Source organism: Pelovirga terrestris (assembly GCF_014773365.1).
Taxonomy (GTDB): domain Bacteria; phylum Desulfobacterota; class Desulfuromonadia; order Desulfuromonadales; family Geopsychrobacteraceae; genus Pelovirga; species Pelovirga terrestris.
Genome location: NZ_JACWUN010000011.1, coordinates 82,138 through 107,123 on the forward strand (window position 1 = coordinate 82,138; position 24,986 = coordinate 107,123).

The 24,986-nt window shown below is 54.3% G+C and carries 19 protein-coding genes; 8 read left to right on the forward strand and 11 right to left on the reverse strand.

Annotated elements, in window-relative coordinates; genetic code table 11:
• Window positions 1-59: 59 nt before the first annotated feature.
• The 4 genes from ICT70_RS10475 to ICT70_RS10490 all read right to left on the reverse strand — a co-directional run bounded on the left by ICT70_RS10475 (window position 60) and on the right by ICT70_RS10490 (window position 6,474).
• Window positions 60-620 carry a hypothetical protein gene (locus ICT70_RS10475; RefSeq protein WP_191156329.1) on the reverse strand — a complete coding sequence of 187 codons (561 nt, stop codon included), beginning with the start codon at window positions 618-620 and terminating at the stop codon, window positions 60-62.
• A gap of 63 nt (window positions 621-683) precedes the next feature.
• On the reverse strand, window positions 684-2,810 hold the full coding sequence (locus ICT70_RS10480; RefSeq protein WP_191156331.1) for a hypothetical protein: 2,127 nt from the start codon (window positions 2,808-2,810) through the stop codon (window positions 684-686).
• Between the two features lie 202 nt (window positions 2,811-3,012).
• On the reverse strand, window positions 3,013-4,224 hold the full coding sequence (locus tag ICT70_RS10485) for a cytochrome c3 family protein (RefSeq protein ID WP_191156333.1): 1,212 nt from the start codon (window positions 4,222-4,224) through the stop codon (window positions 3,013-3,015).
• Window positions 4,225-4,560: 336 nt separating this feature from the next.
• Window positions 4,561-6,474 carry a diguanylate cyclase gene (locus tag ICT70_RS10490; RefSeq protein ID WP_191156343.1) on the reverse strand — a complete coding sequence of 638 codons (1,914 nt, stop codon included), beginning with the start codon at window positions 6,472-6,474 and terminating at the stop codon, window positions 4,561-4,563.
• A 294-nt stretch (window positions 6,475-6,768) separates the two neighbouring features.
• On the opposite strand from ICT70_RS10490, the gene ICT70_RS10495 reads away from it, so the two are divergent.
• The 5 genes from ICT70_RS10495 (at window position 6,769) to ICT70_RS10515 (ending at window position 12,116) form a co-directional block, all read left to right on the forward strand.
• Window positions 6,769-7,548 carry an MliC family protein gene (locus ICT70_RS10495; protein ID WP_191156345.1) on the forward strand — a complete coding sequence of 260 codons (780 nt, stop codon included), beginning with the start codon at window positions 6,769-6,771 and terminating at the stop codon, window positions 7,546-7,548.
• 286 nt (window positions 7,549-7,834) lie between these two features.
• Complete coding sequence (locus tag ICT70_RS10500) at window positions 7,835-8,521, forward strand: response regulator (RefSeq protein WP_191156347.1); 687 nt, start codon at window positions 7,835-7,837, stop codon at window positions 8,519-8,521.
• A 223-nt stretch (window positions 8,522-8,744) separates the two neighbouring features.
• A complete protein-coding gene (locus tag ICT70_RS10505) occupies window positions 8,745-8,894 on the forward strand; it encodes a hypothetical protein (protein ID WP_191156349.1) in 150 nt (49 codons plus the stop codon).
• Complete coding sequence (locus tag ICT70_RS10510; protein ID WP_191156352.1) at window positions 8,891-10,705, forward strand: ATP-binding protein; 1,815 nt, start codon at window positions 8,891-8,893, stop codon at window positions 10,703-10,705. Before ICT70_RS10505 ends, ICT70_RS10510 begins: the two co-directional genes overlap by 4 nt.
• Window positions 10,706-10,742: 37 nt before the next feature.
• Window positions 10,743-12,116 (forward strand): sigma-54-dependent transcriptional regulator, encoded by a 1,374-nt coding sequence (locus tag ICT70_RS10515; RefSeq protein ID WP_224746978.1) that lies wholly within the window; start codon window positions 10,743-10,745, stop codon window positions 12,114-12,116.
• A gap of 25 nt (window positions 12,117-12,141) precedes the next feature.
• On the opposite strand, the gene ICT70_RS10520 is transcribed toward ICT70_RS10515, so the two are convergent.
• Window positions 12,142-13,026 carry an ATP-binding protein gene (locus ICT70_RS10520; protein WP_191156356.1) on the reverse strand — a complete coding sequence of 295 codons (885 nt, stop codon included), beginning with the start codon at window positions 13,024-13,026 and terminating at the stop codon, window positions 12,142-12,144.
• A gap of 210 nt (window positions 13,027-13,236) precedes the next feature.
• Here ICT70_RS10520 and ICT70_RS10525 point away from each other — a divergent pair, with 210 nt between their 5' ends.
• Together ICT70_RS10525 and ICT70_RS10530 are read left to right on the forward strand one after the other, a co-directional pair.
• On the forward strand, window positions 13,237-14,637 hold the full coding sequence (locus tag ICT70_RS10525) for an efflux transporter outer membrane subunit (protein WP_191156358.1): 1,401 nt from the start codon (window positions 13,237-13,239) through the stop codon (window positions 14,635-14,637).
• 10 nt (window positions 14,638-14,647) lie between these two features.
• Window positions 14,648-15,046 (forward strand): DUF4870 family protein, encoded by a 399-nt coding sequence (locus ICT70_RS10530; protein ID WP_224746979.1) that lies wholly within the window; start codon window positions 14,648-14,650, stop codon window positions 15,044-15,046.
• Here the strand turns inward: ICT70_RS10530 and ICT70_RS10535 are convergent, their stop codons facing one another.
• Window positions 15,047-15,799, reverse strand: coding sequence for a lytic transglycosylase domain-containing protein (locus ICT70_RS10535; RefSeq protein ID WP_191156359.1), 753 nt, complete (start codon window positions 15,797-15,799; stop codon window positions 15,047-15,049).
• Window positions 15,800-15,924: 125 nt separating this feature from the next.
• Here ICT70_RS10535 and ttcA point away from each other — a divergent pair, with 125 nt between their 5' ends.
• Entirely contained in the window at window positions 15,925-16,674 is a 750-nt protein-coding gene (gene ttcA, locus ICT70_RS10540; RefSeq protein WP_191156361.1) for a tRNA 2-thiocytidine(32) synthetase TtcA, read from the forward strand.
• Window position 16,675: 1 nt separating this feature from the next.
• On the opposite strand, the gene ICT70_RS10545 is transcribed toward ttcA, so the two are convergent.
• From ICT70_RS10545 to gatB, 5 genes are all read right to left on the reverse strand, one after another.
• Window positions 16,676-18,571: a response regulator gene (locus ICT70_RS10545; protein WP_191156363.1), complete on the reverse strand. Its 1,896-nt coding sequence runs from the start codon at window positions 18,569-18,571 to the stop codon at window positions 16,676-16,678.
• A complete protein-coding gene (gene glnE / locus ICT70_RS10550) occupies window positions 18,568-21,765 on the reverse strand; it encodes a bifunctional [glutamate--ammonia ligase]-adenylyl-L-tyrosine phosphorylase/[glutamate--ammonia-ligase] adenylyltransferase (protein WP_191156365.1) in 3,198 nt (1,065 codons plus the stop codon). Before glnE ends, ICT70_RS10545 begins: the two co-directional genes overlap by 4 nt.
• A gap of 25 nt (window positions 21,766-21,790) precedes the next feature.
• Window positions 21,791-22,849, reverse strand: a complete 1,059-nt coding sequence (gene mtnA / locus ICT70_RS10555) for an S-methyl-5-thioribose-1-phosphate isomerase (protein WP_191156367.1) — start codon at window positions 22,847-22,849, stop codon at window positions 21,791-21,793.
• 32 nt (window positions 22,850-22,881) lie between these two features.
• Complete coding sequence (locus ICT70_RS10560; protein ID WP_191156369.1) at window positions 22,882-23,358, reverse strand: four helix bundle protein; 477 nt, start codon at window positions 23,356-23,358, stop codon at window positions 22,882-22,884.
• 95 nt (window positions 23,359-23,453) lie between these two features.
• Complete coding sequence (gene gatB, locus ICT70_RS10565; RefSeq protein ID WP_191156371.1) at window positions 23,454-24,896, reverse strand: Asp-tRNA(Asn)/Glu-tRNA(Gln) amidotransferase subunit GatB; 1,443 nt, start codon at window positions 24,894-24,896, stop codon at window positions 23,454-23,456.
• Window positions 24,897-24,986: the final 90 nt, after the last annotated feature.

A 24,986-nucleotide genomic window follows, 5' to 3' on the forward strand; every position in this document is an offset into this window, starting at 1 on the left:
CGGGGACATAAAACCAATAGTGAACCTTATTGGTATTATGTCCCCGGTTTTACCCGGTTTTACCCCATGGTCGCCAGCAGGCGCGCCAGCAGATCCATGGTCACCTGAAAATGATCTTTCGGGGCCAGCCCGAACAGGCGATCGGCCAGGGAATAGCCGCTGCCGCGACCGCTGGCCTGCCACAACAGCACCCCGGTTTCAGCATCAATCAACCGCAGGGTCATGCTGATTTCCGGATAGACTGCGCTGCCGCGGGCATCACTACCCTGCTCTACCGAACCCAGCATAAAGGCCTGGACGTTAATAATCTGCCCCAGGCGTCGCAGGGTTGGCGCATCAAGCGGGGTTCCCGGTGCAATCGCCTCCTGGGCGAGAAAACTGTCGACCCGGCCTTTGTCGATGACATCGAACAGCCCTTGCGCCAGCACTTGGGTCATGGCAAATTCCCGCACCCGCGGGGCCGTATCACTCCCCTCAAAGGGGAGCACCGCCACCGCCTGAATGTGGGCAAGGCTGGCATCAGTGCGGCTGAAGGACTGCACCGACGGGCGCGATGCGCAGCCGGCCAGGAGCAACACCAGAGCAACCAGAATCATAGCGTTGATTGTTTTTTTCATCATAAATTCCCCATTCATTCGCTTATCCAAGGGGCAACGCAGGTGTTGCCCGATTTTCCCTCGCCCCTACAGGCGTAGGTTCAAGGATACCTGCACATCATAAAAATCGGTCTGCGCCAGGGTATAACCGCCGCGCGATTGCAAGGCCAGGGCCCGGCTGATATCCCAACTGCCGTTGAGGCTAAAACGGTTGGTCAGGGTTTCGGCATAGGTGACGTTATAGCTGAAATTCAGCCGCGCCTTATCGGTGCGTAACAGAGCCAGATTTGCGCTGCCGCCCACCACATCCTCCTGCTCACTGTCGAGCAGATAGGCGGTGTAAAAGGCGCGCAGCGCCAGCAGACTGGAGGGACGATACTGGACGCTCAAGGTCGCGTCAGCCACTTCGGTGCTGCCGCTCTCACGCTCGCTGCTGCGGTAGCTGGTGGTCAAATCGGCACTCAAGTTACGATCGAGGCGCGCGTTAAGATTGAAGCGGCCGCTGAAGCTTTGATCGCTGGTCCGGCTGACACCCTCGTTAGTGCGTGTCCAGTTGTCATTTTCCCGCCAACTCAGAAACAGGGCGGTGTTCAGGTCGGGGTAGAGGCGCGCCGTGGTTGAGATACTATAAATCCATCCTGCACCGGTCTTATCACCGTTGCGATAGCGATCATTGCGGGTAACCCCGAACCCCAGGTTCATGGTCGGCAGCGGCACCGTTGCCAGGTTAAAGGAATAACTGCGGCTGAGCTGATCAACCTCGTCCCCATCCTGATCTTCGGTATCTGATCGGCTTTCACTGTAGCTAAGCGATGGCGTAATCCAGGGGCGCGGCGTCCAGCGCAGACGGGCACTTAAGGTGCTGCGGTCATCATCGCTGCCGCTATCACGGCGCAGGCGCTCCAGGGTCGAATTAACCGCAAGTTGCAAGCTGTTGGTCAGGCGCACCTGCAGGCCGGCGTTGGTCAGATGACGCTGATCGGTATCATCAGTATCTCTTCTGACATAAGCACCAACAGCGCTCAACCTCACAGGGGCCAGAGGGGTATTTCGCGCCATCAGCAAAAAACTTGCTCCGGCCACCCCCGTTGACAGTTCAAGGTAGCCATCAATCAGCACCCCCTGCAAAGCCGTAGCCACCGGTGACCAGTCACCACTGATAAAATCACGACGGTAAATATTCCATTCCAGCAGGGCTGCCGTGGTCAGATCATCAAAAACCAAGCGCAGATGATCGACCTGACGCCCGGCATCCGCATCGATTTGAATCTGCAGATACTCAGAGGGCAATACCTCCAGCGGGGGAGAAAAACCATCTGCCGGCTGATTGTATAAGGGATCCGTAGGATCCTCAACAATCGATGTGACCTTGGTAGTGACGGTAGCCGGGACAATAAAGTCAAAAACCCCGCCGACTCCGGGGCGATCCTTAACCTGGGTACGATCGTCCTCAAACTGGTGACTGAAGGTATAACTGATACGGTTATCCCAGAAGCGGCCACCGGTAGCAGCGCGGACAAAGTGATTGCGGCGCTCGCTGTCAGTACCTTCGGAGATATCCTCATCCCAGCTGGTGTTGTAGCGGTAATCCAGCTGCAGCAGGCGCAAGTCCCAGTCGAGATCAGCGCTAGCGAACCTCTGAACCTGCTCCGAATGATAGTTCGATTCAATTGGCAACAGGCGTAAATCGCCATCGCGAATATCTTTATACACGTCATCTGGCTTCATGATTTTGGGATCAGCCTTACCAGAATCACGCTCACCATAATTAAAGCGCAGATTCGGCCACCAGGCCTGCTGCCAGCGGCTGGACAGGGTCGCATCCCAGGATCTGCTGGTACCAAGATGAATATCAGAGTCCTTGGGTTTGGTCCTGTAATGAGTAGCCGAGCCGGCAAGCTGGGCAGCGAACAGATCGTTGATAATACCGAAATTGACCGACGGAGTGATCTCTTCCACCTTGACCTTGTCATCGCCATTATCACGCTGGGTGCGGGTATAGCCGATCGTCGCTGTGGCGCTCAGAGCGTGGGTCGGTTGCCAGGAAAGTTGCGGGCCGACCCCAAGGGTATAGCGCTGCTGAAACTCGTCGCTGGTATCACGCTCCTCGCCACCGCTGGTGCGGTAGAGCCAATAGGCATTGAAGTCAAGGGCCGTGACCGGAACCGGTACAGCGCATAACAACACTAGGAGGAAAAAAACGACACGATGCATCAGTAACCCGGTGCCCGATGAAAAAAGAGGTTTCAGGAAAAACGCAGCACTGTTGAGCGCTAAGAATAAATTCGATCAGCACTGATCTCAGAAACAGAACAACCGGCCCCGCTTTGGGCGGGGCCGGTATCACATACATCATGTCATCACACACTGCGAGAAACCGCAGAATTACAATCAGACAAAGGAACTACTGCCACCCTTACTTGTTGGTATGGCAGGCCAGGCAACCGTCAGTACCACTAGAATTCGCAGTCATAAGGGTATAATCAAAACGCAGCATGGCGTCATACTCAGAAGCATGCGCCTTGTGACAGGAGAGACACATGACCATGTCCTGGCCAGGGGTAACTACAGCACTCGGACTGCTCAACTCATTAAAGGTGACAGCATTGCGGGCGACCGGTGCCGTTACGTTGTACTCCGTATAGAGTTCATAACCCCGCTCATCAGGTATCACATAATCGGAAGGGTGACGCAGGAAAGCACCAGAAGTACCGTTAAATGCAGTACCAGTTTCTAATCCGGTAGAGTGAAAATTGCCATGGCAGGTGGAGCAGAAACCGCTCATACTTTGATTTGGCACCCTTATTTGCGTTGCTACCTCTTTATCAGTACCACCAACATGGCAAGTACCACAGGTTTGACCAACAACGGCGGCAACACCATAATATTCATTATGATTTTCCTCATCTGTATTTTGCCAATCAGCAGCCCCCAGGCCTTTAAGCCCTGGGATAAAGCGGTAACCCTGGGCAACAGCTAAACCGCTGTGGGATACTCCAGAAACCTGACCAAAGTCCTTTTTTGCATCGACGTTCTGGTGGTGTGCACCGCTGATGGCGGCCATGCCGGTACGTTGAATCCCTCCTGGTCCGACACCTGAGATGTTCTGGTTACGCGTACCATGACAACCGGCGGCACCGGCACAGGTGAATTTTGCAAAATCATTTGTTCCAAAAGCGTCGTCATGATCAGAAACAACTCTAAACCCTGGAGGGCGGGTATAGGTACCACTGGTATTATCACCACCCGGGAACAGATCGATGACATTGTGCCCTTTGCGGTTGGCATTTGGATCACCAGCGGTTTTGGCGTCAGCAATATGCCTGAAATTACCACCGGCTAGGTCACCGCTAGCGTCATCGTGATACACCTGTGGAATATCGCTACCATTAATATTCACTACTTTATTCGTATTCTGCGCATGGCAGGCAATACAATCAAACCTGAGCAGGTTGGCAATTGGGGTAGGAGCTTCTGTGGCACCACCAATCCCCATTTTAGCAACTGGCGCATTTTCCTCACTATTGTGCATGGTGTGACAGCCAGCGCAGTCCCCGGTAATAGCCGCCGCCGCCGCCATTGGCAACCCCAGCAGGGCAATCAGAACAAACAATAAACTTTTTTTCATTTTTACCTCCTGTATTTGTGGTTGTTACGACGATCATCCGTTGATCGCCGTGGTGTTCATGCAGTCGGCAACCTTGATTGACAGATCCCTGCTGACCGACTGGTGGCAGTGAACATCCACCTTTTTTGCAGACTCCATACCGAGACTTAAGAAAAAAAGAAAATTTGCTGGTTAATATTCTTATTATTGTTGTTTTTAAACTACTTACAACGCAAAGAATATTCTTTGAAGGGATTGGAGATCGGGTTCTCAGGGCAAATAAGGGTGTAACCAGGGGAGCGGTTCGGGAATTTCACCTGATCGATCCGGTAAAATCCCCGAATCGGGGGAAATTGGCTAAAACTGATTTTCCGTCCACATCTCGGGGGTAAAACGCACCGCCTGGTTGCGGCCGGTATCCTTGGCGCGGTAGAGGGCGACATCGGCAAACTTGATGCACTGCCAGAAGCCTTCGGCATCGGTGGGGAACTCGCTGACCCCAAGACTTAGGGTTTTCTGGATGGTGCCGCCCGGCACCTTAAAGAGGTGGCCATCGAAGACCTTGCGGATTTTTTCAGCGACCTCGATGGCATCACCAGGGTTGATATCCATCAGCATCACGAAAAATTCCTCACCACCGAAGCGAATGGCAATATCCTCGCTACGCAGTGAATTCTTGATCAATTCGCTGGTTTCTTTGAGAATCTGATCGCCGACATCATGACCGTAATTATCGTTAACTTCCTTGAAATAATCGAGATCACACATCACCAGTCCGAGGCTCTTTTTACGCCGCAACACCCCGGAAAGGATAAAATTGGCGTGATCCTGTAAAAAGCGGCGGTTATACAGCCCGGTCAGGGGATCCTTAAGGGACGACTCGCGCAGCACCGCCATCAGGCGCTTGGCTTCGATCACCGACAGGGACTGCTTGATATAGGTTTCGGCCTTGAAAATACGTCGCTGGATATCTGCGCTTTCAACCTCCGGTTCAAACATGAACTGCACCACCCCACCGGTCCGGCCGCCAATGATCAGGGGCAGACACACATGTTTTTTTCCGGTTTCCATTTTGAACATCTTGCAGATATTGGGATAGGCCACGGACGAAATTTCGTGACCAGTTTTTTTGGCGCGACACAGATCGCAGTTGATAAGAATTTCGTTATCGCAGGCCATCTCCTTGCCGGAGAGGGTAGCGGGATAGACCGGGAACATCTCGCGTTGATTATCCTTGACCTCGTAGATGACAAAATCGTCGATCTGGGCTTCGCGCTGGAACACTTCAGCAATGCGGGTATACACATCAACCAGGTCGGTGTCTTCCTCAATCACCCGCTTGAACATGCTCATGGAGTAGACGGTATCAAGCAGCTTGTTAAATTCCTGGGAGAGCACGCCGATTTCGTCCTGGGAATTGATTTCGATTTTATTGGTCAGGTCGACGTCACCGGTGCCGACACTGTAAATCTGGTTGATGATGCGACTGATGGGGCGAGCCAGGGCAGCGGAAATCCAGCGGGTAAACACCAGCAGCAACATAATAGCGAGGAACAACACCACCAGAATGGCAATGACGGTCAGACGGACGATCTCGTAAATCTTTTCGGCTGAGATATGATACAGTTGGCCCAGGCGGGCGGAAAAATCAACGGAAAGCTGGCTGGCTTCATGAATCTGTCCGGCCACGCGAGTGAAACACTGGTCAAGATTGCTGCCGTTGCTGCGCTCCCCCTGAATAACCATCAACTTGCTGGCATAAAATTCGCTGTAGGACTTGTCGATGACATCGACCAGGATGGTCAATTCCTTGAGAAACATCACCCCCGCCGGATCGTTGCTTAAGGAAGTGGTCTGCAGGGTTTCGAGCAGGCGCGCGGAGTCGTGAGAATAGTCGTTAACCTCGCCACCTAACGCCAGCACCGAGATAAAATCGCGGATATCGCGCAGGCGCTTGAAGGAGAGATCCTGCAGGCGGTTGATGGTCTGGACTTCCTCAGCCTTGAGAATATTGGAGGCGTCGATGGTCATGGCCTGGAGATTACGAATGACCTTTTGCACCACCTTGTCCTGCGGCACGGCATTGTTGACAATGCGATCATAGTGCATACTGATGCCGATCATGCCGACAATGGTAAGCCCCCCCATGGTCAGAAACCAGAACAATACCCCAACCGAAAAAAGCCGGAATTTTTTACGAATGGGCAGGTCGATAAAGGTCAGCATGCGCATCAAACGGCAGCCGAGATGATATTTTCCACACTCATCCATGGGTGTTTTCTCCCTCATTTTTCAATTGAAAATTGACCAAATTGAGCATTTGCTAATTTGATTGTCAACATTTTTCCTCCCCCATGAAAAAGTTTTTTTGTCGACTTTGCTTGCATCCTGATCACTTTTGGCTATCATCGGATCATTGACGATCCCTGCGATAACCCTGCTGTCACGGTCACCAGATTGCCCCCTGGGACCGCCAACAATTTTGTTATGTTCCTAACTTTAATGAATTTTTGCCACTATTGCGGCACTTGAATGAAATGGTAATTTTATCGAAAGGGAGAGCACATGATGAAATGGACGTTTAACTTGCGCTGGTTTTTGTTACTGCTGGTTGCTGTTGTCACATTATTTGCCGGTGGTTGCAGCACCCCCCGTACCACCACCGAGACACCCCCTCAAGCCGTCACCCCGGAACCTGCGATCACCGAACCGGTGGTCGACGCAACCGCTGCCGAAGTTACAAAACAAGATCCGCCGCCACCACCGCCACAGATTCCTCTCGATCCGGAACAAACGATCAACTACCGTTGCAGCAATGGCGTGATTTTTCAGGTACAAGCTGACGAAGATCGGGCGCGGCTGGTCGCCGGTGGCCACGAAATTGTTCTGCCACGGGTCCCTTCAGCTTCGGGAGTCAAATATCAGGAGGGGCGTAACCTCTACTGGAACAAGGGTGAAACCGCCGAAGTCGAGGTGATCGGCAAACGTTTCTCTGACTGCGCCATCGCCTGGACCCACTCCCGGCGCGAAGAGGCCCGTAACCGTGGGATCTGGGTCTGGGCCAGCGGTAACGAACCGGACTGGATCATCGAAATCGGTGACACAACCTTCGTCCTGATCACTGACCTGGGTCAAAATCGACAAGAATTCCGCACCCCGATTCCGGTGCGGGTTGCCGGTAGCGGTTCCATCCGTTATCAGATCAGCAATCGTCATGAGATCGATCTGGTACTAACGGAAAAGCTGTGTCGTGACAGCATGAGTGGCGAATATTTCTTTGCCGAAGCCACCCTGACCCTTGATGGGGTCACCATGCCCGGCTGTGGTGATTTTCTCTATCGCTGAAAACCGCCGGCATTCAAAAAATACTCCTGCCAATTCACCGCAGACACCGTGACAACGGGTCCGTGGTGAATTGGCATATCCCCAACAGTTTCTGGTGAAATCACCAGTTTTTGCCCCGACCAGACCACCCCACCTTGATAACCCACTGAATTTCAACTCATTTGATACTGGCACAAGATTTGCTTAAGAATGGAGCGCAGGTGAGCCATCGGTACGTGGCAGGCCGATCAGTAACTTATAATGGATCGTCAACTGATGCTGTAATTTAATGAAAAGGCATGCCATTATGAACAAAAATACCCGTCAGGTTCAGCTGATAACCGGCGAACAGGTGTTGTTGAAAGCCCTGATGCGCGCATATCGGGACTCCGCTATCGACATTGTTGCCGCATCCAGTCATCTGCAGGCCATCGCCCAACTCGACACCTTTGGTTTTGATCTGATTATTTTCGACCTGGATACCGATCGCAGCAACGGCTTCGAATTGCTGCAGATGATCTCGGCCCGCTGTGCCGGCACCCCGATTATCCTCCTGACGACCATGGACACGCAGGCCCCGGAGCTTCAAAAACAGATCAAAAAGGCCCGCCCCTTTGGTTGCTGGCATATCCTCGAAAAACCTTTCAGTATCAGCAAACTGAACAGCTATATCGGGCTTAGCCTGGTAACCCGGACCTTTGAGCAGACCGCTGACGTCCTCAACCAGTTGCCGGAACAGGCCGACCGCCGCGCCTGCAAACGGGTACCCCGTAACGAAAAGATCACCCTGCGTCTTGCCGGAGGGGACCACCACCCGTTTTTTTCAGCGACCTTGAGTGACATTTCCATCAGTGGCATGGGGCTTACCACGGACGTTCCCCTGGCACGGGATCAGCGTGTCACCTTTGAGGAAAAATTCATGCATGCCAGTGGTGTGGTGGTCTGGAGTTATGGGAAAGATTCCCGCTGTATGGTCGGCGTCCGCTTTACCTGAGCCGCCGCCCTGGTGACATCCTTCCCACATTGATATTGCGGGCAACACTACTCCACTGTTTTTTTTGCTTTTTATTGTCAGATGGGTCCTGCCTTGCTCAATGTCAACAATGGTGGTTTCAGTTCATCGGTATTCACTAACGCGGCACCTTGTGTTATTACAGGCACTGGATCTCCACCAATCTGGAACAGCACGCCACTTATCATTCCAAGGGGGCACCATCTTGCGCAGTCATCGGCGGCTTAACGATACCAAGCGCATCAGCGTCAATCCGGGCACTTCCATGGTCACCGATGGCGACCGCAGCGACACCTGCCGCCGCCCGGATGATGACCCATCAACAACCGAACCCTGCGACCGGAGCAACAAGTGAAAAAGCAGATTTTAGCTGGTCTGGTCGTCCTGTTTTCGGTTTTGTTGCTGGGCGGATTTTTCATCCTCTACTCCACCAACAGTGTCACGACAAAACTCGAAAGCCTGATGCTGCTGCAGCAAGCAGAGCATCTGAGCACCACCCTAACCCATGAAATCCAGGTTAGCCAGGCCACCCTCCAGCTGGTGATTGAGGGCGCATTAATCGTCAACAAAACTGATCTTTTTAACGATATCAGCGTTATCGATAGCGAAATTGCGCGCTGTATCGGCTGCCATCAAACGGACCCCCACTTCCTTGCCCTGGCTGACCTGGGCAAGGATTATCTGACATCGTTGAATCACACCCACACCCTTTACGACAACCCGGCCCGAATGGCTGAAGCAAGCGAGCTGACCTTCGCTAAAGGGGAAAAACTTTTTAATACCCTCAACTGGTTAACCGAATCCGCATCCGCTCACCTGACCCGGCGCACCATGGAGGCCAATGATAAAATAGGTCAAAGCCGCCAGGTCATCGCTACCCTGGTCATTGTTGGCCCGATCGGCCTGCTGCTGGCGACGATATTGTTTCTGCGGCGCGTCAATCTTTCCGTAGCAGCACTGGTTGCCGCAGCACGGCAACTGGGTCGTGGCAATCTGGATTTTCGTATCAATCAGCCACTGAAAAACGAGTTTCTGGAAGTGGCCACCGCCTTCAATTCCATGGCCATCGCCATCAGTGATGAAAAGAAAAACAGCGCGGCCGTACAGCGACTCTATCAAGCCCTATTTGAAAGTGCCAAAGACGCCATCCTGATCATGTCGACCGAGCCGACCAACCCGGGCAAAGTTATTTCTGCCAACAAGGCCGCCATCGATCTGTTTGGCTACACTTTTGAAGAGCTGAAAGATATGTGCTGCGGCGAACTATGTGCTGAAAATGCCGACAACAGCTGTCGTGAACGGATCAACCGGATCCTGGGCGGAGAGTGGGTAGAACGCATTTCCGAACGCCGCCGCAAAGATGGTTCCATTTTCAAAGCGGAAGTTTCAGCCGGGCCGATGGTCATCGACAACGTCAACTATATGCTCACCTTTACCCGCGATATCACCGAACGCGAGCAGGCCAAACAAGAACTGCTACGCGCCAACCAGATGTCTGTTGTCGGGCAGATGGCGGTTGGCCTTGCCCATGAGATTAAAAACCCCCTGGCCGGCATTAAAGCCACCATCGAAGTCCTAATCAGCGATCTGAACCTGGAAGATGATGACCGGGAACTGATGTTGCGGCTGATTTCTGAAATCGATCGGATGGAACGCCTGCTGAAAAACCTGCTGCGCTATGCCCGGCCGCCACAACCCCATCCTGAAGTCACCAACATCAACCGGCTGCTCGAATATACCCTGCGCAATGTTGAAGTCACCTCGGCCACAACCACCACCGACAAAATACACTTCACTAAAGAGTTTTCAACCCAGCCATTACAGATCGAAATCGACCCGGAGCAGCTCCAGCAAGTCCTGCTTAACCTCTATCTGAACGCGGTCGAGGCGATCAAGGGCCCCGGCCGGATCACTACCCGCAGCCGTTTAAGTCAAGACGGAAGCCGGATTTTGATCGATATTAGTGATACTGGTGCGGGAATGTCTGAAGCCGTGCGAAAAAATCTGTTTAAACCCTTTTTCACCACCAAGAGCAAGGGAACCGGACTGGGGCTGGCCATATGCTTACGCCTGATCGAACAACACAAAGGATCGATCCTGGTTAACAGCCAACCGGGCAAGGGTTCTACCTTCACCATTGTGCTGCCTACTCACCCTAAAGATTAAGAAAGAATAGAGGATCATGGTTAAAAAAGGACGAATCATGCTGCTGGACGATGACGACCTCATCATCTCCATGCTGGCTCGCGCCCTTAACAAAGAGGGATATTCCACCCAACTGCTGCACAGCCCTGATGAGGCGGTTGAAAAGATTCTCGCCTGGCAACCGGATGTACTGTTGCTTGACATCGATCTGCGCCATGAAATTAGCGGCCTTGATATCCTTGAATCCTTGCAGAATGAAAATATTGACTTTCCCGTGGTGATGCTGACGGGTGATGATTCCAGCGAATCGGCCATTACAGCTTTGCGTTTTGGGGCCGCCGACTACCAGCACAAGCCCTTTAATGTGGAAGAAATCAAGATCGTTATCGATCAGCTGTTACAGAATGCCCGCTTACGCGATGAAGTCAGTTACCTCAAACAAAGCAACGCCAATGCCCTCGATCAGATTCTTATCGGCAAATCACCTGCTATTGCAAAAATCATGGATGATGCCCGTAAAATCGCTAAAGCCGGTGTGACCTCAGTACTGATCACCGGCAAATCAGGGACCGGTAAGGAGGTCCTCGCCCGCCGCATGCATCATTGGCATTTTGAAGGCAAGAGGGACCTTAACAGTATCCCTTATATCGCCATCAACTGCACCGCTCTGCCGGAAAATCTCATCGAAGGGGAACTGTTCGGTCACATGAAGGGGGCTTTTACTGATGCCAAAAGCGACAAAAAAGGGGTGTTTGAATTAGCCGACGGGGGCACCCTGCTGCTGGATGAAATTGGCGATATGCGCCCTGAGCTGCAGGGCAAACTGTTACGCGTGCTTGAGGAACGCCAGGTACGGCGCATTGGCGGCAAGGTCGATCTGCCCATCGATGTCAATATCATTGCCTGCACCAATCACGACCTGAAAAAGCGCGTCCAGGATGGCCACTTTCGCGAAGACCTTTATTATCGGCTGTGTTCCTTTGCCATCGAACTGCCCCCCTTGAAGGATCGCGGCACCGATATTCTCCTGCTGGCACAACACTTTCTCGACAGTTTTGCCCGCCGCTACCTGAAAAACCCTATCACCCATATCAGCGATGAAGCACAACAACTGCTCATGACCTACAGCTGGCCGGGCAACGTGCGCGAAATGCGCAACATCATAGAACGTTGCGTGGTCATGGAAGAAACCGACACCCTGACGATCGATCATCTGCCGTTGGCCGTCGGCGGCCAGGACCGCACCTTCCCGGAACGCCGCAAAAACCTGCACATTGTGTTGCCTGAAGAGGGGATCTCCCTTGAGTTTGTCGAACGCGAGTTGTTACGCCAGGCCCTTGAGCGCACCGGCGGCAATATGACCAAAGCCGCCAAGCTGTTGGATCTGACCTATGACGCCTTTCGTTATCAGGCAAAGAAGTACGAAATTTAAGAGGCTGCGAGTGGCATAGTCGCCGTTACCCCTTGAGCAGATATTTCCCCACCCAATTTTTGGAGAACTGAAAAGCGGTGCGGCCGCAGCGCTTGGTTTTGTCGTGGCTCCATTTGATCGCGGCGCGTTCAGCGTCTTCGCTCCAGGGGATCGGCTTGCCGAGTTTATCGCTCCATTGCTGAAAACAGAGCTGCACCGCTTGAAGATAGCGATCCTGGGTAAAAACATGGAACGCTACCCACAGACCGAAACGGTCGGAAAGCGAGCTTTTTTCATCCTGGACTTCGCTCTGTTGCAGCTCTCCTTTAACATACTTGCCACCAATGTGGTCACTGCTGTACTCCGGCAGCAGATAACGGCGATTGGAAGTGACGTAAATCAGCACATTTTCCGGCGCCGAATAAACCGAACCATCGAGGGCACTTTTAAGCATTTTGTAAGAAAGTTCGCCAAATTCGAAGGTCAGATCGTCACAGAGCATGATAAAACGATAGGGCAGGTCCTCAACAGCAGCAAAGATCTCGGCGATATAGACCAGGTCTTCCTTTTCCACCTGGATAACCCGTAACCCTTCCGAGGCAAATTCATTCAGCAAGGCTTTGACGATCGACGACTTGCCGGTTCCACGCGATCCCCAGAGCAGGGCATTGTTGGCCGGATAGCCGTTAAGAAACTGGCGGGTATTGTTGACCATGATGGCTTTTTGTTCATCGACACCCAACAGTTGATCAAGGCGGATGGTGTCGGTCACCCTGACCGGCTCAAGATAGCCGGAAAAAGAGCGGCGACGCCAGTTGGCGGCATAACAGGTTTTCCAGTCGACCGCTTTTGCCACTTTAGGTAGCAGCATTTCAACAGAACTTAAGACACGCTCGATCTGGGCAACAACTTCCGGCTTAAGATTGATCATCGGTCGCACTCGCTAGGGATGAGAGGAACATTGCAATAAAACCAGCTTACGGCAAGCTGATATGGGCAGTCAAAGAGTCGCCTGTATACGTCAAACAAGTTGTTGCTGTCAAACCCTGAACCGCCGTTGAAACTCTCACTCCGGGCATCTTTTCCGTCGGACGTGAGTTTTTTAAATATGCTATATTGCTCTTTTTCAAGGAGTCATTTGATGAGACTGGTGATTGTTACCCTTGTCGGTTTGATGCTGATGGCTTGTTCGCCACTAACACCGCCACCGGCGGCAGAGCTGACGATACCCGCTACCTATTCCATCCCTGTGGCCGCTCACGGAGAGAGGGTCATTGAAGACTGGTGGCTTGATGTTGCTGATCCGCAACTAAAAGAACTGCAGGCGCAACTGGTGCGCGACAATCTCAATCTGCGTCAGGCATTTTTGCGCCTTGATCAACTGGAAGCGCGACAACGAACCGCCCAAGCTGGACTCTTTCCCACCCTGACCCTGAATGGCGGCGGGCGCCGCGAGCAGACGGTGGGCCAGAACGGGGAAAACCAGACCAGCACGGGACGCCTGACCCTGGCTGCGGCCTATGAAATTGATCTGTGGCAGCGTTTGCGCCACCGCACCGACGCTGCAGAATTACGCTTGCTGGTCGGCGAGGAGGAGGTTCGCACCCTGCTGCTGAGCTTAAGTGCGCGCCTTGCTGAACTCTACTTTATCGGGGTCGAGCAACGGGCCCAGCTTGATCTGCTCAAACAGCGACTGGACCACAATCAGGAACTGGTACGGATCATCGCCGAGCGCTATCAAGCAGGCCTGGCAGCAGCAGCTGAACTCTATCAGGCACAACAGAATCTGGCCCAGATGGAAGCGCAAATCCCGCTGTTTGAAATCACCTTAAACCAGACCAGCAACGCGATGGCGTTACTCCTGGGCCAGCCTCCCGGCCATATCCGGATTGAACGCACTGACCTGCCGACTCTGTCAAACATCATCGATATCGGCTTGCCGGCCTCCCTGCTGCGCCGCCGCCCCGATGTTTCCGCCGCGCTGCTGGAACTGGATGCAGCAGATCGGGAGCTGGCTGCCGCCCTGGCGGATCGCTTGCCGCGTCTCGACCTGAGCGCGAATATCGGTCGTTCGGTCACCCGCCTGTCGGGTGGCGATGTCACCGGCACCTTCTGGAGCCTGGCTCTGGGATTGACTCAACCCCTGCTTGACGGTGGCCGGCTTAAGGCCGCAAGCGATCTGCAACTAGCCATCCGCGACGAAAAACAGCTTGCCGGCCAGCTGACCATCCTGACTGCGATTGAAGAGGTTGAATCGGCTTTGCTGGCTGAGCAGGGGAGCTTCCGGCGCGAACAACTACTTGAACAACAGCAGGAAATGAATAATCAGGTCCTAAAAATAAGGACGGAAAACTATCTTCTTGGGCTGACAGACAGCCTGGAACTGCTGCGGAGCGAAATGGCCCAACTTGACGTCCGCAGCCAGCAATTGAGCAACCGCCGCCAATTGATTGGCCATCGCATCAGCCTGATCCGCGCCCTTGGCGGCCACTGGCTGGACGACGAGTTACCACCGCGTACAGCTCATCACAAAACACGATAAAAGGCAGACCATGAACCAAAGCGAACCGATCATCATCTCGCCGGAGCAGCCGGGTTCTTCAGGAAAGGATTCGTTGCGACCACTAAAAACCATGACCACGGTTATTTATGCCCTACAGGCGGCATCTTTTTTTGTCGGTGTCACCCTGTTTGTAGCGATTGTATTCAATTACCTCAAGCGTGATGAGGTTCGGGGTACCTGGCTGGAGTCGCACTTTCGCTGGCAAATCCGCACCTTCTGGTACGGCATGCTGTGGACCGGGATAGGAATTATCACCTATCTGCTGTTAATCGGCTACCTGATCCTGTTTGCCAACTATATCTGGATGATCTATCGCGTTGCCAAGGGCTGGCTCAACCTGGCTGAGGGCAAGCCGATGGATTTTCGCCCTTATCGCCAACGTGGCTAGTTAAACGCTGGTTGAGCTTTGCAGCAACTGCTTGACCTTGGCGAGATAATTACGGGTTTCGGTCGGCATCTTTTCCAGACCGTGGCGATCGACATTGCCCTGACCCCAGTTGTAAGCGGCCAGGGCGTGATCCAGATCGCCGGCGTATTTATCCAGCAGTTGACTTAAGTAACGGCTACCTCCGGCGATATTTTCAGCCGGATCAAAGCTGTCCCTTACTCCCAGATCGGCGGCCGTGGCCGGCATCAGCTGCATCAGCCCTTGCGCACCGACCGGTGACACGGCGGTTGGATTGTAGGAGCTTTCAACCGCGACCACGGCGCGGATCAGTTCCGGCGCCAACTGAACCTTGCGGGCGACACGGTCGATAATCCCTTCAATCTGGTCACGGCCAACCGGTTCAGGCGGGTGGTAAAGCGGCTCCACGTTCCGGCGATATTTGTCAATAAATTGACCCTTGCGGCTGTCGAGCAGACCAAAGGGCGTACTCGCAGCAAAATCAAACAGGGGCTGACGCTCCTGTTCATCATCGTCGCTATCGGAAAACAGACCCTGCATCATCTGTAACTGGGTGACTTTGAGCTGGATCAACGCCTGTTCAGCGGTCGCCGGCGTCCCGGCCTCACTCCGGGTCGCCTGTTCCAGTAGCGCGGCAAATTCGTTACCGGGGGCATGAGTGTTCCTCCCGGAGACCGATGCCGGCAAAGACCCGGGAGCAAACAAGGCATTGGAATGGAGGGATTCAATACTCATAACGACCTCCTGGTCGGCACAAACGGGTGTCAAGTCTCTGTCTTATCGACAACTTCACACTGATACATAAGCAAAATCCGAACCAAGATTTTCAGATTTCCGCTACTACTCCATGGATTTCAGCGATGGACAAAACCACAGAGAAACTTCACAACCGCATCAAACGCTGTTGCGGCAAGGCGATTGGTGATTTTAACCTGATTGAGGATGGCGATCGAATTGCCGTGGCGGTTTCCGGTGGCAAGGATTCGTGGACCCTGCTGCATATTCTCGATGACCTGCGCAGGCGGGCACCGGTCAACTTCGAGTTGATTGCGGTGAATTTCGACCCGGGCTTTCGCGGTTACCGCAGCGATCTTATTGCCGACTACCTGCAACGCCACAACCTTCCCTGGCATCTGGAGAAAACCGCAAGCGCTGCGGTGATCGATGACAAGCTTCGTCCCGGCTCATCCTACTGTGCCTTCTGCGCTCGCTTGCGGCGTGGTTTTCTCTACAGCGTTGCCCAGCGCCTTGGCTGCAATAAGGTGGCACTGGGTCACCATCTCGATGATTTCATCGAAACCCTGCTGCTCAATCAATTTTTTGCGGGAAAACTGGCGGCCATGAGTCCAAAAATGCCGGCGGAGAACGGTCAGCAGACGGTGATCAGGCCGCTAGTGTACGTGGAGGAAGCGCTGATCAGCGACTACAGTGGCCGCTGTGATTTTCCGATTATTTCCTGCGCCTGCCCGCTGGCGGGAGAGCAGGAGCAACGTCAGCAGCGGCAACGGATGAAACGCCTGATAAAAGAGTTGAGCAGCGAGATCCCACAGATTCGCCACAGTCTGCTGCGCGCTATGGGGAATATTCATCACCGCCATCTGCTCGGCTGAGCTATTTATCTTTCTTGCCGAAACCTGAGAACAACCCCTTATGCTGGGCGGTCTGCTCGCGCCGCAGGTTGATCAGGCGCAATTCTCTTAGTGCTTCAGTACAATCGGGATTAGCCTGTACCGCAACCTCAAAGGATTTCTCGGCCTGGCGTTCCTTGCCCTGGGCCTGATAAACATGACCAAGATACAGATGGGTCAGATATGAGCCGGGGTTAAGCTCGCGCGACGCCAGCAGAATCTCCATGGCCTGGTTACGGGTCTCGGTTTTTTCCGGGGCGGACTTAAACAGCGCCCAGGCAAAATTGGTCATGTACTCCGGTTCTTCGGGGCTGAACTCGACGGCTTTTTTCAGTGCCTTGGCGGCCGTAGCAAAACGGCGCACCTTGAGCAAGGCCAGCCCTTCCTGATAAGCGGCTTCGGCTTCGATCACCTGGTTGATGTCGATCTTCTTTTTGGGACCGTTGATCAACTCGTCCAGATAGTCCGTACGGGTTGTCGGATCGCTGAGCACGGTATAAGCCTGGGTAATATATTGAAACATTTCGCTGACTTTGGCGCTCATTTCGCGTGAGAGGCTGCTGCCGAGGAAGCGGTCAGGGTGATATTCCTTGGCCATCTTATAGTAGGCCCGGCGAATCGCTCCCGAATCGCTCTTGCGTTCGATCCCCAGGGCCTCAAAATAATCGGCGTCCATGATCCGTTGGTAATCGCCAAGAATCTTGCGCCGTAACTTTTCATCAATCAGAGCAATTTCGCTTTCAGCGTGATCATCAACCACCCCTTGCTGCGGCGTCGCGTGGCGCTCAATCATCTCCGAAATCAGCATAGCCGCAATCAGCTTTTGCACTTCGCGCCGGGCCAGAGGGTGCTGCTCGAGGATATCCCGCAACCGCTTCTGCCCCTGACAGCTTTTTAGCACCGCCAGCCCACGCTTACCCAGATCAATATCCTGAAAACGATACTTGGGATTGGTCGCCTGACAGAGGTAGTCAGAAGCAAACGGATAAAGGAATTCGTCGACCTGCTTGATCGTCCAGTAACGGTTGATCCCCTGTAAAATCAATGAGGCGGGTGACAGGCGGATCTGGGTTACCCCTTTTTTAAAGTCCTTTCCCGGCTCAAAATGCAGGGTACCACTACGCCAGGCGAAGGTTGAAAGCAGCTTTTCCGTCACCTGCCGTTCCAGTACCGCTTTGAGATCCTGCGGAGTCAACAGACCCATCTGAATCAGCACGGTTCCCTGCAGACGCCCGCTTTGTTTACTTAACTCGACCGATTGATCGCAGTCGACCTGGGTGATAAGGCCCTCACGCACCAGCATCCGCCCGAGACACTCGCCAAGTACATTGGAGCGGGCAAATACCGGATAGCCATCTTTGATGTAGATCACCTTTTTGGCATTGCCATGATGCAGGTGCAACAATCCGGTCACCCGCTCGACATAAAGACGATGCAACTGGGTCGGTATGGTAAATTCAGATAGGGGCAGGACTTTGTTTTGCAGAGCACCGGCAGTTTTTTTCCCCGGTTTGAAGACCCGCTCCAGCAGGCGCTGCAGGTCCATACCGGTAAACGGCTTGAAGAGAAAATCATCAACGCCGTATTCCTGCTTAGCGGCTTTGATCTGTTCCGGACTGTGGAAGGTGGTGGTAATCATAACCACCGGCAAATCACGGGTCTTCTCATGCTTGCGCAATGCCTGACAGATATTCGGGCCGGAAATCTCCGGCATATTGATATCGATCAGGGTCAGATCAACATCCTCGCTGAGCAGCTTGCGCAACCCCAGGGCCCCACGATCAACCGTTTCAACATGGAAGCCCGCTGCCGTCAGGGCCTGTTGCAGAAAATCTCTTAAGTCGCGGTCATCGTCGATAATCAGAATGTTCTTACTCATAAATCAGCTTCCTTGCTTTTTTCCGATGTCCCCCGGGGGTTAAGATAAAGCTCCATCCGCTGCCGGATCGCTTCAGTAATCCGGCGATAATCATCCATGAAGGCCTGCTCCGGTTTCACCTCTGTTCCCCCATAGCCAAGACTTTTTGACACCTTGCGAAATTCCTTGCCACGCATCGACAGTTCGTTGATCGACTGGTCATACAATAACCGGAGCTTGTTTTCCAGTTGACGCAAGAAGGTGTAACCGGAAATCAGACCGTCCGCATCTACCTGCGGCAGCAGCCCTTCAGCCCCAAGAACCTCCAGTAATCTGATGGTATTCTGGGTCCTCAACGCCGCAACCTTGCCAGCATGCCGTAATTGAAGGAATTGTGCAATAAATTCAACATCCACCATGCCACCCCGGCCGGTTTTAATATTGAGCAGCTCGTCGCTTTCACGGGCAATCTCCTGCTCCATGCGGCGACGTAAACGATAGATCTCCGCCTGCAGGTTTTCCGGGAGCGGCCGGGTGAAAGCCAATTCATTAATGGTGGCCTGTACCGCTTGCATAAAATCAGCCGCTCCGGTCACGGCTCTGGCTTTGGTCATGGCCTGCCGTTCCCAGGGCTGAGCGGATTCCTGATGATAGCGTTTAAAAGCACTCAAGCTGGTCACCAGAGGCCCCTGATTACCGGAGGGGCGCAGACGCGTGTCAATCTTATAGACAAACCCCTCGCGCGTTACCAGGGTGAGGATAGTAATAATGCGCTGTGCCAGTTTAGCAAAATATTCATGATTGCTGATTGAGCGAAAGCGCTCCGGGTCGGTTTCGTTAACCGGGCGTGTTTGCCCTTCTTGCTGGTAGATAAAAATGATGTCGAGATCAGAATGATAATTCAGTTCATAGCCACCAAGCTTACCCATCCCGATAATAGCAAACTCGGTCTCCAGACCGGTCTGCGCCATGTCGCCACTGAACGGAGCGCCAAAACGGACGATCAGTTCCTGACGCGCCAGGCGCGCAGCATGTTCCAGACACACTTCAGCCAGCAGGGATAATTGCCGGGCAATATTTTCCTGTTCAATAAAACCATGAAGATCATTCAGAGCAATCCGTAAAAACTCCTCGTTGCGAAAACGCCGCAGGGTATCAAGACGCCATTCGAAATCTTCTGCCTGCGCCAACTGCTCGCCCAGCTCTGCTTCCATCTGCTCACGGCTTTTACGCTGGGTGCCGTAGGAGTCAAGGACCAGGGCATCGAGCAACTCAGGGCGCTGGATCAGGATGCGCGACAACAACTGACTGGAGCCGAACAGCGCGATCAGCAGTTTGACAATCGACGGATTTTCTACCAACAGTGAGAAAAAATAGCTGCGCGCGCGAATGCTGTCGAGAAAAGTATCCAGGTTATTCAGGGCCTGATCCGGATGAGCACAATCGATAATTTCCCCCAGCAACAGGGGCGCAAGTTTTTCCAGGCAGCGGCGCGAACGCCGCGTCATCCGGCGCGAGGAGCTGTCACCACGCAGCAGATTCAGGGTGTCATAAGCAGCATCGGGGTTGGCAAAGCCTTTTTCTTCGAGCAGATCCTTGACCAGGTCAGGGTCGGAATCGTTGGCCAGGAGCACTCCGACCTCCGGGCGCATCTCGACCATCTCGCCATCAGCTGAATGAAACAGCTCGCGGAAACTGCCGTGCACCGCCTGGCGATGGCGGTCCAGCTCGGCCTTGAAGGTGGTGGTGTCAGCACAGCCACAACGCCGTGCCAGAATGGTCATGGCACGCTCATCCTCGGGCAATGAATGGGTCTGCTGTTCCTGTACCATCTGAATCCGGTGTTCAACCGTGCGCAAAAACCGGTAGGCGTCCGTCAGGCTCTGCGCTTCAGCTGGGCTGATCATTTCCTCCTCGGCCAGCAGCTTGATCGTTTTGAGGGAGTTGCGCTGCTGCAGTTGCGGGCGCGAGCCGGCATTGACCAGCTGCAGGGCCTGAATGAAGAACTCAATTTCTCGAATCCCCCCCTGCCCGAGCTTGAGATTGAGCTGCTCGTGCTGCCGGCGATCAAGGCTGGCGTTGATCTTCTGTTTCATCACCTTGATGTCCTCGATCATGCCGAAATCAAGATGACGCCTGAAAATAAAGGGCTTGAGGCGCTTGAGCAACTCCTTGCCGAGCGGAACGGAACCGGCAACCGGACGCGCCTTGAGCATGGCCGCGCGCTCCCAACTCTGGCCCCAGGACTCATAGTAGATTTCGGCACCGTCAAGAGAAACGGCCAGGTCACCGCTGTTGCCTTCCGGACGCAGACGGGTATCGACCCGAAAGACAAAACCATCTTCGGTAACCTGATGCAGCGCGCGGGTGATCATTTCCGCCAGCTTGACAAAGTAGCGGTGCAGGCTGATCTGCTCGCCGCGCCGGCCGCCACTGGTTTCGCCACGGGTCGATGAATAGCAGTAGATCAGGTCGATATCAGAAGAGAAATTCAGCTCCCGTCCACCCAATTTACCCATCCCGAGGATCGTCATCCCCGCTTCGGTACCTTTACCGGCAGCATCCTGTTGCCACGGCTGTCCATACTCGACCTGCAGCTGCCGGCCACAGACGTCATAGGCCCGTTGCAATGATGCCGCCGCCAGATCGGACAGTTCGCCCATCACCTCTTCGAGGGTTGCCAGACCGCACAGATCGCGGGCCGCAATACGCAGCACCTGCCTGGCTTTGTAGCGTCGTAATCCGGCCTGGAGGTGAGAAAAATCAGCATCACCGGCAATCAGTTCATGCAAATCGGCGAGCATGTCGGCTTCACCATGGCTGGTATCGATGGCGCCGTCAGTAAAAAGGTAGGTGAAATACTGGTGATGACGGCAGAGAATGCCGGTAAGAAAAGGGGAACCGCCAAGCAGGGTCAATAACTGCCGACGCCGATGCGCATCCGTAATGACCTGATCCAGCGCCGGGCGCTCGATAATATCGACAAGCCGTTCGAGATTATTCAGGGCGGCGTCCGGATCGGCTACCTGCAAGGCATCGGCAAAGGTAGCGGCCAGCAGATCGCGATCGACGAGGTAATCATCGAGCAGACGCAGGTTGTTCGCCAGACGTTCCCCATCACACAGGGGCAGTCGAGCGCACCAGTCAATCAGCTCGGACCGGCTGCGATCCAGTCTGTGCAGACCGGTGGCGATGTCGTGCCGATCGGGGTTCATGCCTGCTGCTCCTTTGGTTCGAAGATTAAAACAGTTGGCGCAAGCCCGTCACATAATCGCCGCTGACGACCCCGCTTTCAGTAATGATGGCGGTGACCAGTCGTGCCGGGGTCAGGTCGAACGCCGGGTTGCGCACGGCTATCCCTTCGGGGGCCAGGGCTTTATCTCCGATATGGGTCACTTCACGGCCATCGCGCTCTTCAATCGGGATCTGACTACCGTCGGTCAGACGCAGATCAATGGTCGAGCGCGGCGCAGCCACATAAAAGGGGATATTGTGTTCGCGCGCCAGCACTGCCACGGTGTAGGTACCGATCTTGTTGGCGACATCACCGTTGGCGGCGATCCGGTCGGCACCAACGATCACACAGTCGATGTCTCCCTGTTGCATCAGATAACCGGCCATGTTGTCGCAGATCAGGGTTACAGGAATGCCGTCACGCTGCAACTCCCAGGCGGTCAAACGGGAACCCTGCAAAAAGGGGCGGGTTTCATCAGCAATCACCGAGACCTTGTTGCCCGCCGCCAGTGCCGCCCGAACCACTCCCAGGGCAGTACCGTAGCCGCCGGTAGCCAGAGCCCCGGCGTTGCAGTGGGTCAGAATCCGCGCCTGATCAGGAATCAGGGGCGCACCGTGACGGCCGATTTTGCGGTTGATCTGCTCATCTTCCTGGGTAATGGCGAGGGCTTCATACTCGAGACCGATTTTCAGCTCCATCACGCTGCGATCGAGGTTGGCTTCGGCAAAACGCTGCATCCGCTCCAGCGCCCACGACAGATTCACCGCGGTTGGTCGACTGGCGGCCAGCACCGCGCAGCGCTGCTGGAATTCGGCAAAAAACTCCCGACTCGACTCATTGTCGATATCGCGGGCGGCAAACCAGGCGCCGATGGCAGCAGCAATACCGATGGCCGGCGCCCCACGCACGACCATCGTGCGGATCGCCTCGGCGACGTCTTCATAACTGTCGTAGTCAAGCCATATTTCCTGCTCCGGCAACAGCCGCTGATCAAGCATCTGGCACTTGCCGGCAACAAAACGGATGGGGCGGATAATACTGGGGTCGATGGGGCAACTGGCCATGAGGGTTCCCTTTTCTTAATTCAAACTACCGATTAGATGGCTTTTACGGTTTTCACAATCTGTTCATTGATCAGGGGTCGTTCTATGTCCAAATCGAAATCGCTATCGGGATCGAAATCGTCCCTGCTGTCGCCATAGACCGACCGATCCTCTCGAATCTGGTAGCCCCGACCACCCAGACGGCTGAGCATCGCCGCCATGCGATCAAGTTCAGCTTTACGGCTCTGGCTCTCCGCCTCCCGCAAAGCCTTACCAACAACCAGCACATCCTGAATGGCGGCGCATTCCAGCGCTGAACCGCGCGCGATCTCAAAATAACGTCTGCGATCCGCTTCGGCTGTCTTGCCGTTGCCCTCGGCAATGTTGAGGGGTATCGACTGGCTCGCCCGCAACCACTGATCTCGGGCCGCTCGATGGACCCCGTTCAGTGTCCCGGCCTTCTCATACACCCAGGCGACGTAGTCGATCGAAAGGCGGTAAACGTCAAGCTTTTCGTGTCCAAGTGTCATTTCTTTATGATCCCGATTTCGATTTCGATTTCGATCCCGATTTCGATTTCGATTGTTCAACCCCCGCTCGCACGATCGCAGTTTTCGCCATGAGGTCAGGTTTTCTGTTGCAGACGTTCTTTCAATAATTTATTCACCAACCCCGGATTCGCCTTGCCCTTGCTCGCTTTCATCACCTGACCGACAAAAAAGCCCATCAATTTTTCCTTGCCACCGAGATATTCCGTCACCTCGGTCGGGTTGGCAGCGATCACCTCGTCAATAAGGGCATCAAGGGCACCGCTATCGCTGACCTGCTTCAGCCCTTTTTCGGCGATCACCTCGTCGGCACTTTTGCCGCTTTGCCAGATAGCGCTGAAGACGGTTTTGGCAATCTTGCCGGAGATGGTATTGTCCTCGATCCGCTTGAGAATGCCGGCCAGTAAGGCGGGCGTGACCGGACAGGAAGCAATGGTAACATCATGTTCTTTCACCGCCGCGAGCACCTCCCCCATCACCCAGTTGGAGCAGAGCTTCGGATGATTATGCTGCGCCACCAGGGCCTCGAAATACTCCGCGACCGGGCGCTCGGCAGCCAGCACTGCGGCATCATAGGCAGGCAGCCCCAGATCCTCTTCGTAGCGCTGCCGTTTCTGCCCCGGCAGTTCGGGCAAGGCGGCCCGCACCTCGTCAATCCAGTCCTGCGATACCTCAAGCGGAAGCAGATCGGGATCGGGAAAATAGCGATAATCGTGGGCCTGCTCCTTGCCGCGCATGGAACGGGTCACCCCCGCATCAGGATCAAACAGCCGGGTCTCCTGTACTACCTTGCCCCCCTCTTCGATCAGCTCGATCTGGCGTTCCACTTCGAAATCAATGGCCTGCTTGATAAAGCGGAAGGAGTTGAGGTTTTTTAATTCAGCGCGGGTACCCAGCTCGACCTGACCGACCGGTCGCACCGACACATTGGCGTCACAGCGGAAAGAACCTTCTTCCAGGTTGCCGTCACAGACCCCGAGGTACACGACGATCTGATGGAGCTGCTTTAAGTAGGCAATGGCCTCGGCGGCACTGCGCATATCCGGCTCCGATACCACTTCGAGCAGCGGCGTGCAGGCGCGGTTAAGATCAACCAGGGAACCGGCACTGGCGCCGTGGAGCAGCTTGCCGGCATCCTCTTCCATGTGGATGCGGGTAATGCCGACGCGCTTAGGATCGAACTCCTCACCACTGATATCAAGCCAGCCGTGCTCGCAGATCGGCAGCTCGAACTGGGAGATCTGATACCCTTTGGGCAGATCGGGATAAAAGTAGTTTTTGCGGGCAAAGATCGAATAAGGCGCAATCCGGCAGTTGGTGGCCAGACCGGTCTTGATGGCGGCATTGACCACCTCCCGATTAAGCACCGGCAACGCTCCCGGCAATCCCAGGCAGACCGGACAGGTCTGGCTGTTGGGCGATTGGCCAAAGGCGGTGGAGCAGCCACAGAAAATCTTGGTGGCGGTGGTCAGCTGGACATGAACTTCCAGGCCGATAACGGTTTCATAGCGAGTTTTCATCAGGTTCCCCTGTGGTTATTCATCCATTCACATACAACTAAAGTAACTATTCAGCACTGTCCTTGCGCAGGCTCGGGGTGCCTGTACTGC

Bases quoted from the DNA above. Each gene is read 5' to 3' on its own strand.
- ICT70_RS10515 (WP_224746978.1), top strand. From the start codon at position 10,743: ATGCTGCTGGACGATGACGACCTCATCATCTCCATGCTGGCTCGCGCC.
- ICT70_RS10545 (WP_191156363.1), bottom strand. From the start codon at position 18,571: ATGAGTAAGAACATTCTGATTATCGACGATGACCGCGACTTAAGAGAT.
- ICT70_RS10560 (WP_191156369.1), bottom strand. From the start codon at position 23,358: ATGACACTTGGACACGAAAAGCTTGACGTTTACCGCCTTTCGATCGAC.
- gatB (WP_191156371.1), bottom strand. From the start codon at position 24,896: ATGAAAACTCGCTATGAAACCGTTATCGGCCTGGAAGTTCATGTCCAG.
- glnE (WP_191156365.1), bottom strand. From the start codon at position 21,765: ATGAACCCCGATCGGCACGACATCGCCACCGGTCTGCACAGACTGGAT.
- ICT70_RS10500 (WP_191156347.1), top strand. From the start codon at position 7,835: ATGAACAAAAATACCCGTCAGGTTCAGCTGATAACCGGCGAACAGGTG.
- ICT70_RS10520 (WP_191156356.1), bottom strand. From the start codon at position 13,026: ATGATCAATCTTAAGCCGGAAGTTGTTGCCCAGATCGAGCGTGTCTTA.
- ICT70_RS10495 (WP_191156345.1), top strand. From the start codon at position 6,769: ATGATGAAATGGACGTTTAACTTGCGCTGGTTTTTGTTACTGCTGGTT.
- ICT70_RS10525 (WP_191156358.1), top strand. From the start codon at position 13,237: ATGAGACTGGTGATTGTTACCCTTGTCGGTTTGATGCTGATGGCTTGT.
- ICT70_RS10475 (WP_191156329.1), bottom strand. From the start codon at position 620: ATGATGAAAAAAACAATCAACGCTATGATTCTGGTTGCTCTGGTGTTG.
- mtnA (WP_191156367.1), bottom strand. From the start codon at position 22,849: ATGGCCAGTTGCCCCATCGACCCCAGTATTATCCGCCCCATCCGTTTT.
- ICT70_RS10530 (WP_224746979.1), top strand. From the start codon at position 14,648: ATGAACCAAAGCGAACCGATCATCATCTCGCCGGAGCAGCCGGGTTCT.
- ICT70_RS10535 (WP_191156359.1), bottom strand. From the start codon at position 15,799: ATGAGTATTGAATCCCTCCATTCCAATGCCTTGTTTGCTCCCGGGTCT.
- ICT70_RS10485 (WP_191156333.1), bottom strand. From the start codon at position 4,224: ATGAAAAAAAGTTTATTGTTTGTTCTGATTGCCCTGCTGGGGTTGCCA.
- ICT70_RS10490 (WP_191156343.1), bottom strand. From the start codon at position 6,474: ATGGATGAGTGTGGAAAATATCATCTCGGCTGCCGTTTGATGCGCATG.
- ttcA (WP_191156361.1), top strand. From the start codon at position 15,925: ATGGACAAAACCACAGAGAAACTTCACAACCGCATCAAACGCTGTTGC.
- ICT70_RS10480 (WP_191156331.1), bottom strand. From the start codon at position 2,810: ATGCATCGTGTCGTTTTTTTCCTCCTAGTGTTGTTATGCGCTGTACCG.